The following is a 14,498-nucleotide window of genomic DNA, read 5'->3' on the forward strand; positions in this document are numbered from 1 at the left end:
TGATAACGATAGTCCCGCTTGAGCGGGGGACGGGTGGTGTTCACGTGCGTCAACGTGCGTCTCTTTTGCGGGGGGTGCGAAATTGAGCCGTGTTTGTTCCAGGCGAATACTCCGATGACGGTCTTGAGACGCAGCAACGTGCATCCGCACGGGCGCCAGCGTCTATTCGATGGGAGTTTTTCTGTGAAGCTCACGGGTGGTCAGATTGTTGCGAAGGCGCTGAAAGCGAACGGTGTCGATTATGTTGCCGGCATGCCGGGTGAAGGCTCATGGGCCCTGGTCGAAGCATTGCTGAGGACAGGCTCCGACATCCCTTTCATTCATGTCATACAGGAGCAAAGCGCAGTCCACCTGGCCGACGGCTATTTTCGCGCCTGCGGTCGACCGATGGCGATTCTTCTGCCGGCGCCGCTGGGCCTTTCGAAAGCCTTGGGCGCGATTGCCGTGGCGTTGGCGGATGCCTCGGCGATGCTGGTGATCACCGGCGGCGATGCTGAACGCGGTGTTGATTCGCCTGGGTTCACAGCCACCGGCATCAGCAAAGAGCATGTGCGGGTTGCGTCGATTGAACAGTTGGCGCAGGCCCTGCGCCAGGCCTTCGATACGATGTTCAGCGGTCGCGTCGGCCCGGTCAGCCTGGATATCCCGGCGGCTGTCCAGAGCGCCTCGGTTGACGCCAGTTTGTCACCCGCCACCTTGCGGGCCAACAACGCCGGCGACATCCCGCCGCTGATGGCGCTCAGGCCTCTGGCGCAACTGAGTTCGGTGCTGGAAGGGGATGCGCTATTGATGGTCGGGACGCAGAGTCTCCAGGAGACCGTCAGTGAGCTGTTCCCGGATTATCAACACCGAGGCCATTTCTGCACCACTGGCGCCGGTGCCCTGGGTTGGGCGGTTCCAGCGGCCATTGGCGCGAAGCTCGCCATGCCGGCACGCCAAGTGGTGTGTGCCGTCAGTGACGGGGACTTTCTACAGTCGATGCAGGAGCTGGCGGTGTGCGTGATGCACAGTCTTCCCGTGGTGTTCCTGGTGTTCAACAACAGCGGGCCCGAGTCGTTGAGCGATGTGCAGGTTTCGCTCGCCGGGCAACATCGGGCCGGGGAATTCAGTTTGCCGGACGGCAAACCTTACTCGCCTGACTTCGCAGGCATCGCCAGAAACTTTGGTCTGGACGCGTGGCGAGTCGAACACGCTTCGCAACTCAACCCGGCCTTCATCAAGGCGCTGAACAGCAAAGGGCCTTCGTTGGTCGAGATCATTACTGCACGCAGTTCGCGCACGTCTCAATCCTGACCGCCCCAGACGATAGTGGCGTTATCGCCCGTCATGTATTCGCGCACTTCCAGCGGTAACGACTGATCGCTGGGAAGCACCGCGGTTGCGTTGCGCAGGTGATGTTTGCGGATCTTGCCTTTGTCCACCAGCCCCAACGCCATGCGCGTCGAGAAGGGCTGGCGAAAAGACGATGACGCCACACCGGTGACCAATCCATAGAGAAACCGGATCGGCCGGCGATGCTGCGGCGTGAGAATCGAAAAGGTCATTTCGTTACGTTGCTTGCCCTCGAAATCGACCATGAACAGACGATCGCCGAGCAGCAGGCAGAAACCGTGATAAGTGAACGAATAGCCGATCTTTCCACTGCCATCGAGCAAGGGAAAACGTTCTACGGTGACGTACTGGACCATCGAGTCGGCCCGATACAGACAGGTGACCGAACGCAGGATGCGGCCTTTATAGATAGACGAGTTGTGGTACCGGTAATAGACGCCCAGATAATCCTCGAGCAGATCCGCCGACTGCTTCGCCAGGGGCAGGAAATGATTGAATTGCGCCGAGGCCCGCAAGTCTGTCGGCAGTTCGTTTTCGTAGCCTTCATAGAACTTCTTGAACTCGGCGGGCGGCCGGAAAAGGTCTTCGGCCTCCATCATGAAATACCGGCCGATCTTCTGCAGGATTTTCTGCGAGGGGACGTGCTGGCCCACCAGGTATTTGTTGAACTGCTGGCGATTGACATCAACTTTGCGGCACATGTCCGCCACCGAGCGACAAGACTCCACCAGCGTACTCAGGTTCTTTTGCACGTTGGCTTGCAAGTCGCTGCGAACCTGTTGTCGCTCAGGGTGCGAGGTGGCGGCAGTTAGCGACATGGGCGACGAATCTCCTCGGCTGGGCATTTTTTTCTCGATATAGGCCAGGGTGTAAGAGCGGAAGGTTATATAGGTTATAAATCAGTTATCGAAATAACCGCCTGTATAACTTGGTGCCCACTTAAACAATTGAATTTTCAATAGTTAATCAAGCATGTTCCATGCCCGCTCAGAGTATTTAAGTTCAATCCGCCAATATCAGTCAATGCGTCAGTTTGTAAGCGCTCAGGGTGCTCACCATTGAGTCGACGCAAGCCCCGCAGTAACACTTCGCCCGGCCGTCGGTAACAGATATCCGTGCCATGGCCGAGTGCTTCAGTCCGCGTCATCTATCGACGGTGTGCGAAATGGTGCAAAGAAAGTTCGCCAACGATACTTCAAGGCTTAACGATGGGAGTCTCAGACGATGGCAAGGTTGACCGGCGACATTCCAGGACAAAGGCGAATCAAGGTAGGCATGGTTGGCGGCGGGCAGGGCGCTTACTTCGCCAGTTATCACCGGGCGGCCATGCGTCTTTGCAATCGCTTCGACATTGTCGCCGGTGCCTTTTCTTCGGATGCCGACAAGTGCCGGGAGGCGGGCGCGGCGCTTGGCCTTCAACCAGAGCGCATCTACCTGTCGTTCGAGGACATGGCCGCTGCCGAGTCGCGTCGATCCGACCCCATAGAGGCCGTCGTCATCGTGACACCCAATCACCTGCACTTTGAACCTTGCCGGTTGTTTCTGCGGGCAGGAATCCCGGTCATTTGCGACAAACCGCTGGTCAACAGCCCACAGGAAGCCATTGAACTGGCGAGCATTGCCGATCAGTACGATACGTTCTTCGCGCTGACCTACACCTACCAGGGCTATCCCATGGTCAGGGATGCCCGCAGTCGCATTCAGGCCGGGGAACTTGGCGACATTCGCTTCATGTATGTCGAGTATCTGCTGGAGTGGTTGGCGCCGGGTGTCTCGACGCTGAATAAAAGCCTGGCCTGGCGCGGTGATCCGCAAAAGGCCGGCCCCACCGGTGTCGTCGGGGACATCGGCACCCATGCCTTCAATATGCTTGAGTTCCTGTGCGGGCGCCGTTGCACCAGCCTGAATGCCAAATTGACCACGGTCGTCCCCGGCTGGGGGCTGGACGACACCTGTGTGGTGCAGCTGGAGTTCGAAGGCGGGGTGGACGGTCTGCTGTGGGCCAGTTTCGCGGCGCCCGGCCATCGTAATGGCCTGCGCTTCAAGATCATCGGCAGCCAGGCTTCGCTCGAATGGTGCCAGGAGTCCCCGGAAACACTGCGCTTTACCCCCGTCGACGGTGCAGAGCGCATCTACCGCCGAGGCCAGAGCGACAACGCCGCCCAGACACTGAACTTCACCAGCTTGCCCGCCGGCAACACCGAAGGTTATCTGGAGGCGCTCGCCGTTCTCTACGCCGATTTCGCCGAGGCACTCGATGCCGGCACAGGCTGGCGCAGCGCAACCCGCATTGCGTTACCCGACATCCATGAGGGCGTGCGCGGCGTCGGCCTGTCCCAGGCGTGCGTCGAGTCCAGCCGACGGCGTGCCTGGGTGCCTTTCCCCTCCAGCTGACACCTCCACGCTTTCTGTGCTCAACACTACGCAACCAAGGAAAATCGATGTCTATCGAACTCTACAGAGCGGCATATTCGGTACTGCTTCCCGCGTTCGGGGATTTGCACCTGGACGAAAACCTCCGTCGTTACCTGAGCCGCGGGGGCGTTTCCCTGTTGCTGGGGGAGACACGGGACGAGTACGTGGGCAGAGCCATGAGCGCGGCGCGAAAGGGCGCGGAAACCCAGGCGGACTTCGTCAACATCGCCCGGCAAGCGGCCTCGTTGGCGGGATCGCCGGTATTGATTGCAGTGGACCAGGAACTCGCCGGCATCGAACGCCTTCATCAATTGGTTCCTGCCGTCGCCTCGAGAGAGCAGCTCAAGGCGCTGAGCGCGCAGGACATCGAAGATCGATGCTTCGAGATGGCCCGGGCGGCACGCAGCCTGGGCGTCAATCTGTTCCTCGCGCCGATTGTCGACGTGGTCACCGGCGCCAACCCATGGCTGCTCAACCGGCACCTGGGCGCCGACCCGCTCGAGGTCAGCCGGGTTTGCTGTGCCTTTATCCGCGGGGTGCAACGGGCGGGCGTGATTGCCACGGCCAAACACTTCCCGGGCCATTACATCACTGAAGCGGATCCGGCGATTGCCCCGGCCACGGTTCCCGGGCCAGTGCATTTGCTGCACGACAACCTTGAGGTCTTCAAGCAAGTCATCGCCACTGGCGTCAAGGCGGTGATGCCGGGGCCAGCGGTGTTCCCGGCGCTCGACCCCGAGCATTCGGCATCCACCTCGCCGACCGTGATCGGCCTGCTGCGTGACACCCTTGGTTTCGACGGCTTGATCATTTCCGATGACCTCGATGCGGTGTCCATCCTGCGCGCAAACTCCATCACCGACACCGCCGTCGCGTCACTGTCGGCTGGCGCACACCTGTTGCTGGTGTCCAGTGAGTCGGGTCTGGATGCCATCGCCGAAGCCATTGTCGCGGCCGTCGATGAGGGCGTTCTCGACCGCCAGGTTCTGTTGGCTGCCGCATTCAAGGTACGGGCGTTGGCCAATGCCACGCACGACCTGACGCGGTAACTGCGTCAGTTCGCGCCTTATTTAGCGTGGCTGCGAAATCTCTACCTGAATCCGATCGCTCTACAATGAATAACAACGGGAGGAGCGTCATATGCAAACCCAAAACAATATCCTGGCCCTGCATTCCACAGTTGCAAAGCACTCGACCCTGGCGATGGACATCGACATTAAAAAGGCCGCGGGTTTCGATGCGCTGGAGATCAACAGCGCAAAACTGGAAGCCTGGCTGCAGGCCGGTTACACCGAAGCGGAACTGAAAGAGCTGCTCAAGGACGTGCCTGTCACAGGCATTGGTTACCTGAGGGATATCGAGCGCCAGGGTGCCGAACGCGATGACTTGCTCAAAGAGGCCGAGCGACTCTTCCAGCTGGCCAACCTGGCCGGCGCCAAAGGTGTGCAAGTGCTCACCGGGCCAATCAATGTCCAGGCCGTGATCGATTTCCAGCAACACGGCAAGAGCAAGCATTACTCGGGCTTGCTGGGTCTTGATGAAGCGACCCAGTATGACTTGACCGCCAGGAACCTCACTTTGCTGGCTGATCTGGCCAAGCAGTATGACGTTCTTCTTTATCTTGAAGCGCTGTCCTGGACGCCACTGAACAGCCTGGACCACCAACTTCAGCTGATTGATCGCAGCGGGCGCGATAACGTCAAGATGGTCATCGACTACTGGCATTGCTTTACCTCGGGCGTGAAGCCGCAAGACATTGCCAGGATGAACAAAGACCTGATCTACGGCGTGCACGTGTGTGATTCGCTGCCATATGAAGGCGGTATCGCCAACGAAGAAATCCTCAGGGATGTGCCCACGGGCAGTGGGGTCCTGGACCTTGTCGAGTGGACGGCCGCGGTGAAGGCCACCGGGTACGAGGGCTGGTGGAGTTGCGAGTTGTTTTGCAAGAAACAGCAACAACAGAACAGTTACGAAGTCGCCAAAGAGTTGAAGTCACTGTTGACCCGGCTTGTGGGTCGATAACCAGTTTTTCGACAACAACCAAAAAGTACTTTTTCAAGTTTGATTTCGGCCTGCCCGTTAGTGCGCAGGCGCAAGTCAAGGCTTGTCACTCTCTATTGGCTGCCACCGCTCCCGGCAGCCTTGTTCCCAATACTAAAAAGATCTGAGGTCGTAATGGTGGATTTCATCGTAATCGGAGGCGGATCGACAGGTTGCACCGTGGCTTCGAGACTGAGCGAAGACGCAACGGCATCCGTCGTCCTTTTCGAAGAGGGGCCGCGCGATCGCAACCCCTATATCCATATTCCCGGCGCCTACTACAAGACGGCGCAAGGCCCGCTGCTCAAACGCTATGCCTGGGAGCCTACCGAAGATCAACGCCGCACCGAGACGCCGACGATGGTCCAGGCCAGCGTGCTGGGGGGCGGAAGTTCGGTCAATGCGATGATCTACATCCGCGGTGTCCCGGCCGACTACGACGGCTGGGCCGAGCAGGGCGCCACCGGCTGGTCTTACAAGGACGTATTGCCGTACTTCAAAAAAGCCGAAGACAACGAGCGCTTCTGCAACGAAGCCCATGGCGTTGGCGGGCCGCTGGGTGTTTCCGATCCGATCAATATCCATCCGCTGACCAAAGTGTGGCTTCGCGCTTGCCAGCAATACGGCCTGCCGTACAACGAAGATTTCAATTCGGGCCAGCCTGAAGGTTGCGGGCTGTATCAGATCACCGCCAAAAACGGCTTTCGCAGCAGCGCGGCAGTGGCCTACCTGAAACCCGCCAAATCGCGCAAGAACCTCACCGTAAAGACCGGATGCCGGGTCATCCGTATCCTGACCCAAGGCAGCAAAGCCATTGGCGTTGAATACATCGAGAAGGGCGTGCGTCATGTAATGCATGCCGACAAGGAAATCATTCTGTCGTCCGGTGCCATCAACTCACCGCGTTTGTTGATGTTGTCCGGTATCGGACCCGCCGCGCAGCTGGATAAACATGGCATCAAGGTGGTCAGCGACTTGCCCGGTGTCGGCCAGAACCTTCAGGACCATATTGAAGTGTCGCTGGTGTATGAACTGACCGGGCCGCATAGCTACGACAAGTACAAAAAGCCCCTTTGGAAAATGATGGCCGGTTTGCAATACGCCTTGTTCAGACAAGGCCCGGCGGCGTCCAACCTCATTGAAGGCGGCGCTTTCTGGTGGGGCGACAAGGCAGCGGCCCATCCGGATATCCAATACTTCATGGTCGTCGGTGCCGGCATAGAAGAGGGCGTCGATTCAGTTCCCGGGGGCAATGGCTGCACGCTGAACCTGGGGCAGATACGTCCAAGGTCCAGAGGCCATGTGGAACTCTATTCAGCCGACCCGATGTCACCGCCGCGGATCGTGCCCAACTATTTCTCCGACCCTTACGATATTGAAAGTCTGGTGGATGGTTGCCTGGTGGGTGAGCAAATCATGTCCCAGGCGGCCTTCAACCCTTTCATCGCCAGGCGGCATGTGCCGGACGGGGCGGTCCGGACCCGGGAAGAAATGAAAAAATTCTGCCACGAGCACGCGCACGCCGCGCTGCACCCCTCCGGCACGTGCCGCATGGGGGTGGATGAGCTTTCGGTGGTCGGCCCGGATCTGCGCGTGCACGGAATGGAGGGGCTGCGCGTTGCCGACGCATCGGTCATGCCCACGCTGATCTCGGGGAACCCTAACTCGGTGTGCATCATGATCGGTGAGAAGGCTGCGGACATGATCAGAAGCGGGCACTGATCCGGCACTCGGGATAGCGCGGCAGTCACGGGGTAACCCTTGACTGCCGTGCCTGCTGCCGGTCAGCAGGGACTACGGTTCCATCGCCGGCAAGCCGGCTCCTACAGATATTGCGCGGTCCTTGTAGGAGCTGGCTTGCCAGCGATGGTCGTTAACGATAACGCGTGTAATCAGGATAAACGCGGCGCACTTTTGTCCATCGCCAGCAAGCCGGCTCCTACAGGTATTGCACGGCCCCTTGTAGGAGCGAGCCTGCTCGCGATGTTCGTTAACGATAACGCGTGTAAACCGGATGAACGCGGCGCTCTTGAGTCCATCGCCAGCAAGCCGGCTCCTACAGATATTGCGCAGTCCTTGTAGGAAAGAGCCTGCTCGCGATAGTCGTTAACGATAACGCGTGTAATCCGGATGAGCGGCAACACTTCCACCACCAGGCCAGTCATCGAGGCAATCGTCAGGCCGGCATTGAGCCGGAACAGCTTTGGACGTCGCAGTTCGGCGTTTTCCTCGGACATCGAGGGCATACCTTCTTCATTTTCATCATCGAAAATGGTGGCGGCAGCACCCACCGAGCGTCGCAGCGAGCCCAAACGCTGACGCTCCCGAATGCCTGAGAAGTAAGCCTGTACCATGACTCAAGCGATGGATTGGCGAAGTTGCTCGATGATCCGGCGGGCGCGATTGGCGCCGACATCGACGTGTATGTCGATCATTGGGCGCACACCGAACCGGCACATGTTCTGGTACTGGGCTTCAATCACTTCCTTGTCTTCATCGAAGGTCAGGATGGTTTGCTCCACGACCTTGGCCTTGATGGTTTCTGGATCACTCGCCGGGTTGGTGGCAATGGTCCAGAAGTAGTGGCTGGTGGTTTCGGTTTCCGGCGTTACGCCGTGGAATCCGCGCATGTGGAAGCCACCTCGATCGGGGTTATCCAGTGAGTCGGTACCGGCATCCACCGCGCCGGTCCAGATACGCAGATGACTGACGTGAAATTCGATTTCCTGCCAACGGTCCACGTTGCCTTTGAAGGGGTAGGCGGCGGTGTAAGTGGGTGGTGGAACGGAATCAGGCATGTGGCGCACGACCCGTACGACGTTGTCTTCACTTTCCACATTCATCTGCGCATTCATGTGAATGCTGGCGTTGCCGCCGATGGTGCGCAGGTGGACATACCCCAGATGACTCAAGTCCATGAGGTTGTCGTGAATCAGCTGATAAGGCGCGTTGTAGTGGTACACGTTGCCGTCGAACAGGTATTTGCCGCTGCTGTGAACTGAGTAAACAGGCGGCTCACAACTCGGCTCAGGTCGAGCCTCACTGCCAAACCAGATCCAGACGATCTGGTCCTGCTCACGCACGTGATACGCCGGCACTTTGGCTTTGCTCGGGATCTTGTCCTGGCCCGGGATTTCGACGCATTTTCCACTGTCATCGAACAGCAGGCCGTGATAGCCGCAACGAATGCCCGTTGCTTCGAGCGTGCCGTTCGACAGTGGCAATGCTCTGTGGCAGCAGCGGTCTTCCAGCGCCGCGACCTCGCCGTTGGCTTTGCGAAACAGTACTACAGGCTTGTTGAGTAATGTCCGGCCCACCGGTTTGTCCTTCAATTCCCAACCCAGGGCAGCGACGTACCACTGGTCAAGGGGAAAGCTGGGCAAGGCAGGCGCCGGAATTTCTTCGGCAAGCGTTTGGAGAGTGGAGGTGTTCATGGTGTTCTCCAGGAGGCACGGTTGATGTTATTGTTTGAATTCACAGATCGAGCACCAGGCGTGATGACCTGGCGCGCGAGCAGCAGGGGGTAAAACGATCGTTTGCGGCTTGTTCGGCCACAGTCAGGAACTTGTCCCGGTGATCGGGCATGCCCTTCAATACGCGGGTTACGCAGGTGCCGCAGACGCCTTGCTCGCAAGATGACTCGATCGCGATACCGGCCTCGTCGAGCACTTCGAATACCGTACGGTCGGCAGGGATCCGAAAAACCTGGCCATTGCTTGCCAGTTCAACTTCGAAAGGCACATTGGCGCTTTGATCGACAGGGTCTGCGGCAAAGAACTCTTTATGTACCCGGTCCTGTGACCAGCCAGCGTTCTGCGCGGCATCAAGGATGTAGTTCATGAATCCGGCCGGGCCGCACACATAAAGATGGGTGTCGGTGTTCGGCGCTGCCAGCAGGCCCGGCGCATCGAGCTTCTGTATCTGCAAGCCACTGTCGTCATGAAACCTGATGCGATCGACGAAAGGGGCTTGAGCAAGCATCTCCACGAACGCCGCGCGCTGGCTTGATCGGAAGCAATAGTGCAACTCGAAGTCGGCCCCTTGATGCGATAGCTCCCAAGCCATGGCCAACATGGGGGTGATACCGATGCCACCGCCAAACAACAAGTGTCGTTGTGCCGAGCGATCAAGCGGAAAAAGATTGCGCGGAGCGCTGATGGTGAGCGTTTGCCCTGACCGCACCTGCTCATGCATGGCTCTGGAGCCGCCCCGTGAGCTCGGGTCCTTGAGCACGCTGATCAGGTAGCGGTGGCGCTCCTTGGGATCGTTGCACAAGGAGTATTGGCGGGTGAGGCCATCGGCAATGTGAATGTCGATGTGGGCCCCAGCCTCGAACGCCGGCAGCGTACTGCCATCGACGGCAGATAATTCGAAACTGCAGATGCCTTCGGCTTCGTCTGCTTTGCGGGTGACGTTGACTTGAAGCATGACTTGTCCCTCCACACGGAAGTGGCTGCTGAAAAAAAGTCGGTTGGAGCTCTGGCCGGGGACGGATCAGCCGGGCGCTGGCACGAGGAAGGAGCAGACGATGAGATGGAAAGGGTTCATGACCAAAACCTGATAATTATTTTTATGAGGCAGGGCGGCGGCATATCATGCAGCGAATCGCCCGTGACGTTCGGTTGAGAAATCCTCTGATTATTTAGTTGCGGTGTCAACCAATTTTAAAAGGCTCCGCCGATCCCAGGTGTTCATTCAATGTCCGCAGAATCCCAACTGAACCTGACGCGTTATGTCCCCGCGCTGTTGAATTTTTTGTCCAACAAACTCTCCGCAGGCGCGTCGCAGTGCTATCGCAAACACTTCGGTATCGGTGTGGTCGAGTGGCGAATGCTCTCGATGCTTGCCGTTGAAAATGACATCACCGCCAACCGAATCTGCCAGACGATCGGTCTGGACAAGAGCGCGGTCAGTCGCTCACTCCAGTCCCTGGAAGCGGCAGGGCACATTCGCAGCCAAGTGGACCCAACCGACGCGCGGCGCTACACCGTCAGCCTGACGGACAGCGGCATAGCCTTGCATGAGCGAGTATTGAAGGTTGCACTGGAGCGAGAGCGACGCCTGCTCAGCGGGCTTTCTGCCTCGGAGGTGGACACCCTCGTCGAGTTGTTGGGCCGGCTGCACTCCCAAGTAGCCAACGTGAACGAGTACGACCCGGTCGACGCTTGAGTTCATACGCTTGCATAGGTTCCAGGTATCGCGATTGGCGATAGGTCGCATCCCTCAACGCGATTAGTCAGCCTCGTTCTGTCACGTCAGTCTGTCGGTCATCAGAAACCTTCTGGACGCAAGCCAGGCAAACCATGCGTTATCGACGTCTTGACTTGAACCTGTTGGTCGCCCTGGATGCGTTGTTGAGCGAATGCAGCGTCAGCCGGGCTGCCGAGCGATTGTGCCTGGGGCAGTCGGCAACCAGTTCGGCGCTCGGACGTTTGCGCGAGCATTTCAATGATCCGTTGCTGGTCCAGGTCGGACGGCGTCTGGAGCCGACTGCACTCGGTCTGGCACTGCTTCCAAAAGTGCGTGAAGCGCTGGCACTGACCCGTGAGATTGTCGATGCACCGGTCAATTTTGAACCGGCCAGTTGCAACCGACACTTCACATTGGTGGCTTCCGACTACGTGGCTGGCGTCCTGCTGCCGGCCGTCAGTCTTCAATTGGCCCGAGTCGCACCAGGCGTGCGCTTGAGCCTGCGGGATATGCCTGTACCGCGTGACGGTGACGTGGTCAGCGAAGCACTCGATTATCGCCGCAGTGATTATGTGATTGTGCCTCAGGGGCGATTGAACCCGGCTTATCCCCATGTACCACTGATGACCGACCAGCTCTGTTGCATCGTCTGTGCTGGGCAACCCCGGTTCGCCGAAGGCTTGAGCCTGGCCGACTATTGCGGTGCGCAACACGTGGTTCGCGAGTTTGCCGATGGCCGAAACCTGGCGATGGATGCCGCGCACCTGCATGAGTTGGGTGTTCAACGGCGAGTGGCGGTGGCCCTTGAAAGCTTCGTGTTGATGCCCGAATTCATCGTCGGTACGGAGCGGATCGCCACCGTATTTCGCCGCCAGGCGCAGCGTTTCGCTCAACATTATCCACTGCGTATTCACCCGGCACCGCTGGCATTTCCCGACGCTGTCCAGGTATTGCAGTGGCATCCTTATCAGGACCATGACCCGGCAATGCTGTGGTTTCGCGGCCTGTTATCGGAGCAGGCCGCGTTGCTTGATCAGCGCGCCACCTGATCGCCGTTGTCCGCCACCAACGCAGCCTGGGCAATCGCCTGCAAAGCGCATCGTTCGTCATTGTCCGACGTGTCGCCGCTGATGCCAATGGCACCCAGAATCAGTCCTTCGGCGTTGCGAATCAGCACGCCGCCGGCGACGGGTATCACTTCGCCGCCGGTCAGGCTGTTGATGGCGTCGAAGAATGCCGGCATTGCTTGCGCGCGCCGTGCAAGTTCTCGTCCGCCAAAACCCATTCCCAGGCAACCCCGTGCCTTGCCGGTGGCAATTTGTGGTCGAAGGAAACTCGCACCTTCATCACGCAAGACTGCCAATGGATGACCCGCGGCATCCAGCACCGCGACCGCCAGGGGGTTGATACCCATTTCCCGAGCGAAGCGGATGGCGTTACTGGCGATGTTGGTGGCGGTCATCAAGTCGAGTAGTTGCATGATGTTGGTCCTCATTGTGCCCACTTGCCCAACTGGGCTACTCGGTCTCGCGTGTAAAGGTCAGTCCACTTCAACGAGTTGAAATCGGATACCTGTTTGGGGTTGTAGGGACTGCGCTCCATGCGCACGGATTGGCCAGCCTTGTACACGGCTTTAAGGCGAGAGCGGTCTTGCAGGATGCGGATGTCGTGCAACGGCGAACCGTCGAGCAACAGGAAGTCGGCTTGCTTGCCCACCTCGAGGGTGCCGATGGTTTCACTGCGTGGCATGCAGCGCGCACCCACATTGGTGGCGGCATACAGCGCTTCTGCGGGTGTGAAGCCCAATCGGGTGACGAGCAGTTCCAGCTCACGAGCGTGCCACTCGCCATAGGGCGTTACCGCGAAACCGCTGTCACTGCCACACGCGAAAGGCACGCCAGCTGCCTTGGCACGCTTGAGCACTGCCGAACCGATTTCCAGGGTACGGGCACAGTAGCCAGCGTAACCGGTAGTGATGGCCGGATCGTGGGGTTGGCAGAAGTCCACGGTGTTTTGCGGAAACGTCATGGTCGGCGCCAGGATGCTGCCGGCGTCGAGCAAGGCCTCGATACACGCGTCGTCCATGTAGAAGGCATGGAACACCAGGTCGACACCGGCGCGTGCGGCGTACATCACAGCCTCACGGCCGTAGGCATGGGTCGCCACTTTGCAGCCCAGGCGATGGGCTTCTTCGACCATCTCGCAGGTTTCTTCGGCGGTGAACGCGGCGATGATTTCGCCATTCGGGCGGCGGTGAGTGCCGTCCATGGCGATTTTGATCAGGTCGACGCCGTCCTTGGCCTGTTTGCGGATTTCAGCCAGCGCTTCGCTGCGGCTGGTAACCAGGCGCGCAGTAAAAAATTCCGGGGCGCCTACGCGGCTTGGGAACCAGTCGTTGAGGCTCTGCCGATTGGTGATGACCCGGCTGCTGGCCGCAATTCGCGGGCCTTCAAACAAACCGGCAGCGATTGCGTTGCGCACGGCGATGCTGAGTTGGCCGCTATCGCCCGGGCAGACCATGCTGGTGACCCCGGCAGCCAGCACATGTTGGGCGAAGAACATGCCACGCAGTGCGCGGAATTCGTCGCTGGTCCAGATATCGATGTCTTCTTCGCTCTGCGCGTTGCCGAAAGCCAAGTGGGTGTGCACATCCACCAGGCCCGGCATGACAAAGTTGTCGCCGGCGTCCAGCAGGGTGTCTCCGGGTTGCGGCTGTGGCGCCAGGGCCGTTGGACCGACATAGGACAGCAATCCGTTTTCCACGATCAGGGTTTGCTGTTGACGGGTTTGCAGGCCAGTACCGTCGAACAAGGTCTGGCATTTCAGGTGCAGGGCATTCATGGCAGTTCCGCTTTGCTGATTGTTATGCAAAGCGAAGCTAGGGCAGGGCCATGGCAGCCACCAGCAACTTGTATCAATGCTCACGTATTGATGGCGTCGATAGCGGCTGTACGTCAGCAGGAATGGGGCTTTGCGACGCGGGTCAGGTTCAAGGGGCGGGTATCGCGAGTGACGATGACAGGCATCGTGATTGGCGATTTTTTATGAGCCTGATCGGGCGTCTATGGTGCGCGCTCATCATCCATAGAGAGCAGTCCCCATGACCACCGCATCCGCAACAGCTGAACTCCTGGCACTTGAGCAAGAGCGCCGCCGGGCATTGGTAGAGGAAGACTATTCGCGTGTCGCCGACCTGTTCGCCGATGATCTGGTGTATGTGCATACCACGGGATTGGTGCAAGGCAAGGCGCAATATCTGGAGTACGCGAAAAGCGCCGTAGAGTATCTGGACATCGAGCGGGGAGAATTGCTGATCCGTTTTTATGGCGAAGGCCTGGCGGTCATGACCGGTACGCAGTGCAACACGTTGCGTAAGCGGGGCGGTGATCAGTCGATTCGCGGGGAGGGTTTTGCCACGCAGGTCTGGGTGTTTGGCGAGCAAGGGTGGCAGATCACCTCCTTCCAGGGTACCCGAGGACCCAACTGAGCTCGTTCGGCGCTCGACAAAACGCCATCGC

At 59.0% G+C, this 14,498-nt stretch carries 14 protein-coding genes; 8 read left to right on the plus strand and 6 right to left on the minus strand.

Translation table 11 applies throughout. The features are described from left to right. Window positions 1–114 precede the first annotated feature (114 nt). The gene (locus tag EI969_RS06870) at window positions 115–1,293 is read left to right on the plus strand and encodes a thiamine pyrophosphate-dependent enzyme (protein ID WP_178120583.1); all 1,179 of its coding nucleotides are present in this window, start codon (window positions 115–117) and stop codon (window positions 1,291–1,293) included. On the opposite strand, the gene EI969_RS06875 is transcribed toward EI969_RS06870, so the two are convergent. Then, window positions 1,284–2,150, minus strand: a complete 867-nt coding sequence (locus EI969_RS06875; protein ID WP_110661413.1) for a helix-turn-helix transcriptional regulator — start codon at window positions 2,148–2,150, stop codon at window positions 1,284–1,286. The two genes, EI969_RS06870 and EI969_RS06875, sit on opposite strands and share 10 nt — an antisense overlap. Before the next feature lie 406 nt (window positions 2,151–2,556). Here EI969_RS06875 and EI969_RS06880 point away from each other — a divergent pair, with 406 nt between their 5' ends. From EI969_RS06880 to EI969_RS06895, 4 genes are all read left to right on the plus strand, one after another. Then, entirely contained in the window at window positions 2,557–3,726 is a 1,170-nt protein-coding gene (locus tag EI969_RS06880; protein WP_160386776.1) for a Gfo/Idh/MocA family protein, read from the plus strand. 47 nt (window positions 3,727–3,773) lie between these two features. Further along, window positions 3,774–4,796, plus strand: a complete 1,023-nt coding sequence (locus EI969_RS06885) for a glycoside hydrolase family 3 protein (protein ID WP_160386777.1) — start codon at window positions 3,774–3,776, stop codon at window positions 4,794–4,796. 91 nt (window positions 4,797–4,887) lie between these two features. Next, window positions 4,888–5,772, plus strand: coding sequence for a sugar phosphate isomerase/epimerase (locus EI969_RS06890; protein ID WP_160386778.1), 885 nt, complete (start codon window positions 4,888–4,890; stop codon window positions 5,770–5,772). A 153-nt stretch (window positions 5,773–5,925) separates the two neighbouring features. After that, window positions 5,926–7,512 (plus strand): GMC family oxidoreductase, encoded by a 1,587-nt coding sequence (locus EI969_RS06895; RefSeq protein WP_160386779.1) that lies wholly within the window; start codon window positions 5,926–5,928, stop codon window positions 7,510–7,512. Between the two features lie 170 nt (window positions 7,513–7,682). Here EI969_RS06895 and EI969_RS30470 read toward each other — a convergent pair whose 3' ends face one another. From EI969_RS30470 to EI969_RS06910, 3 genes are read right to left on the minus strand one after another with little or no spacing between them, the layout of a single operon-like run. After that, the gene (locus EI969_RS30470; protein ID WP_256678261.1) at window positions 7,683–8,102 is read right to left on the minus strand and encodes a hypothetical protein; all 420 of its coding nucleotides are present in this window, start codon (window positions 8,100–8,102) and stop codon (window positions 7,683–7,685) included. Window positions 8,103–8,147: 45 nt separating this feature from the next. After that, window positions 8,148–9,224 (minus strand): aromatic ring-hydroxylating dioxygenase subunit alpha, encoded by a 1,077-nt coding sequence (locus tag EI969_RS06905; protein WP_160386780.1) that lies wholly within the window; start codon window positions 9,222–9,224, stop codon window positions 8,148–8,150. A gap of 40 nt (window positions 9,225–9,264) precedes the next feature. After that, on the minus strand, window positions 9,265–10,218 hold the full coding sequence (locus tag EI969_RS06910) for a PDR/VanB family oxidoreductase (protein ID WP_160386781.1): 954 nt from the start codon (window positions 10,216–10,218) through the stop codon (window positions 9,265–9,267). A 270-nt stretch (window positions 10,219–10,488) separates the two neighbouring features. Between EI969_RS06910 and EI969_RS06915 the strand changes: the two genes are divergently transcribed. Both EI969_RS06915 and EI969_RS06920 read left to right on the plus strand, forming a co-directional pair. Further along, the gene (locus tag EI969_RS06915; RefSeq protein ID WP_160386782.1) at window positions 10,489–10,959 is read left to right on the plus strand and encodes a MarR family winged helix-turn-helix transcriptional regulator; all 471 of its coding nucleotides are present in this window, start codon (window positions 10,489–10,491) and stop codon (window positions 10,957–10,959) included. 134 nt (window positions 10,960–11,093) lie between these two features. Next, the gene (locus EI969_RS06920; RefSeq protein ID WP_160386783.1) at window positions 11,094–12,029 is read left to right on the plus strand and encodes a LysR family transcriptional regulator; all 936 of its coding nucleotides are present in this window, start codon (window positions 11,094–11,096) and stop codon (window positions 12,027–12,029) included. Here EI969_RS06920 and EI969_RS06925 read toward each other — a convergent pair. Both EI969_RS06925 and EI969_RS06930 read right to left on the minus strand, forming a co-directional pair. Next, window positions 12,014–12,460: a heme-binding protein gene (locus EI969_RS06925; protein ID WP_160386784.1), complete on the minus strand. Its 447-nt coding sequence runs from the start codon at window positions 12,458–12,460 to the stop codon at window positions 12,014–12,016. The two genes, EI969_RS06920 and EI969_RS06925, sit on opposite strands and share 16 nt — an antisense overlap. An 11-nt stretch (window positions 12,461–12,471) precedes the next feature. Continuing rightward, complete coding sequence (locus EI969_RS06930; RefSeq protein ID WP_160386785.1) at window positions 12,472–13,821, minus strand: amidohydrolase family protein; 1,350 nt, start codon at window positions 13,819–13,821, stop codon at window positions 12,472–12,474. Between the two features lie 259 nt (window positions 13,822–14,080). Between EI969_RS06930 and EI969_RS06935 the strand changes: the two genes are divergently transcribed. Beyond that, on the plus strand, window positions 14,081–14,467 hold the full coding sequence (locus EI969_RS06935) for a nuclear transport factor 2 family protein (protein WP_160386786.1): 387 nt from the start codon (window positions 14,081–14,083) through the stop codon (window positions 14,465–14,467). The last annotated feature ends 31 nt before the right edge of the window (window positions 14,468–14,498 follow it).

This window comes from Pseudomonas sp. PB101 (assembly GCF_009764265.1).
In the GTDB taxonomy this organism is placed as follows: domain Bacteria; phylum Pseudomonadota; class Gammaproteobacteria; order Pseudomonadales; family Pseudomonadaceae; genus Aquipseudomonas.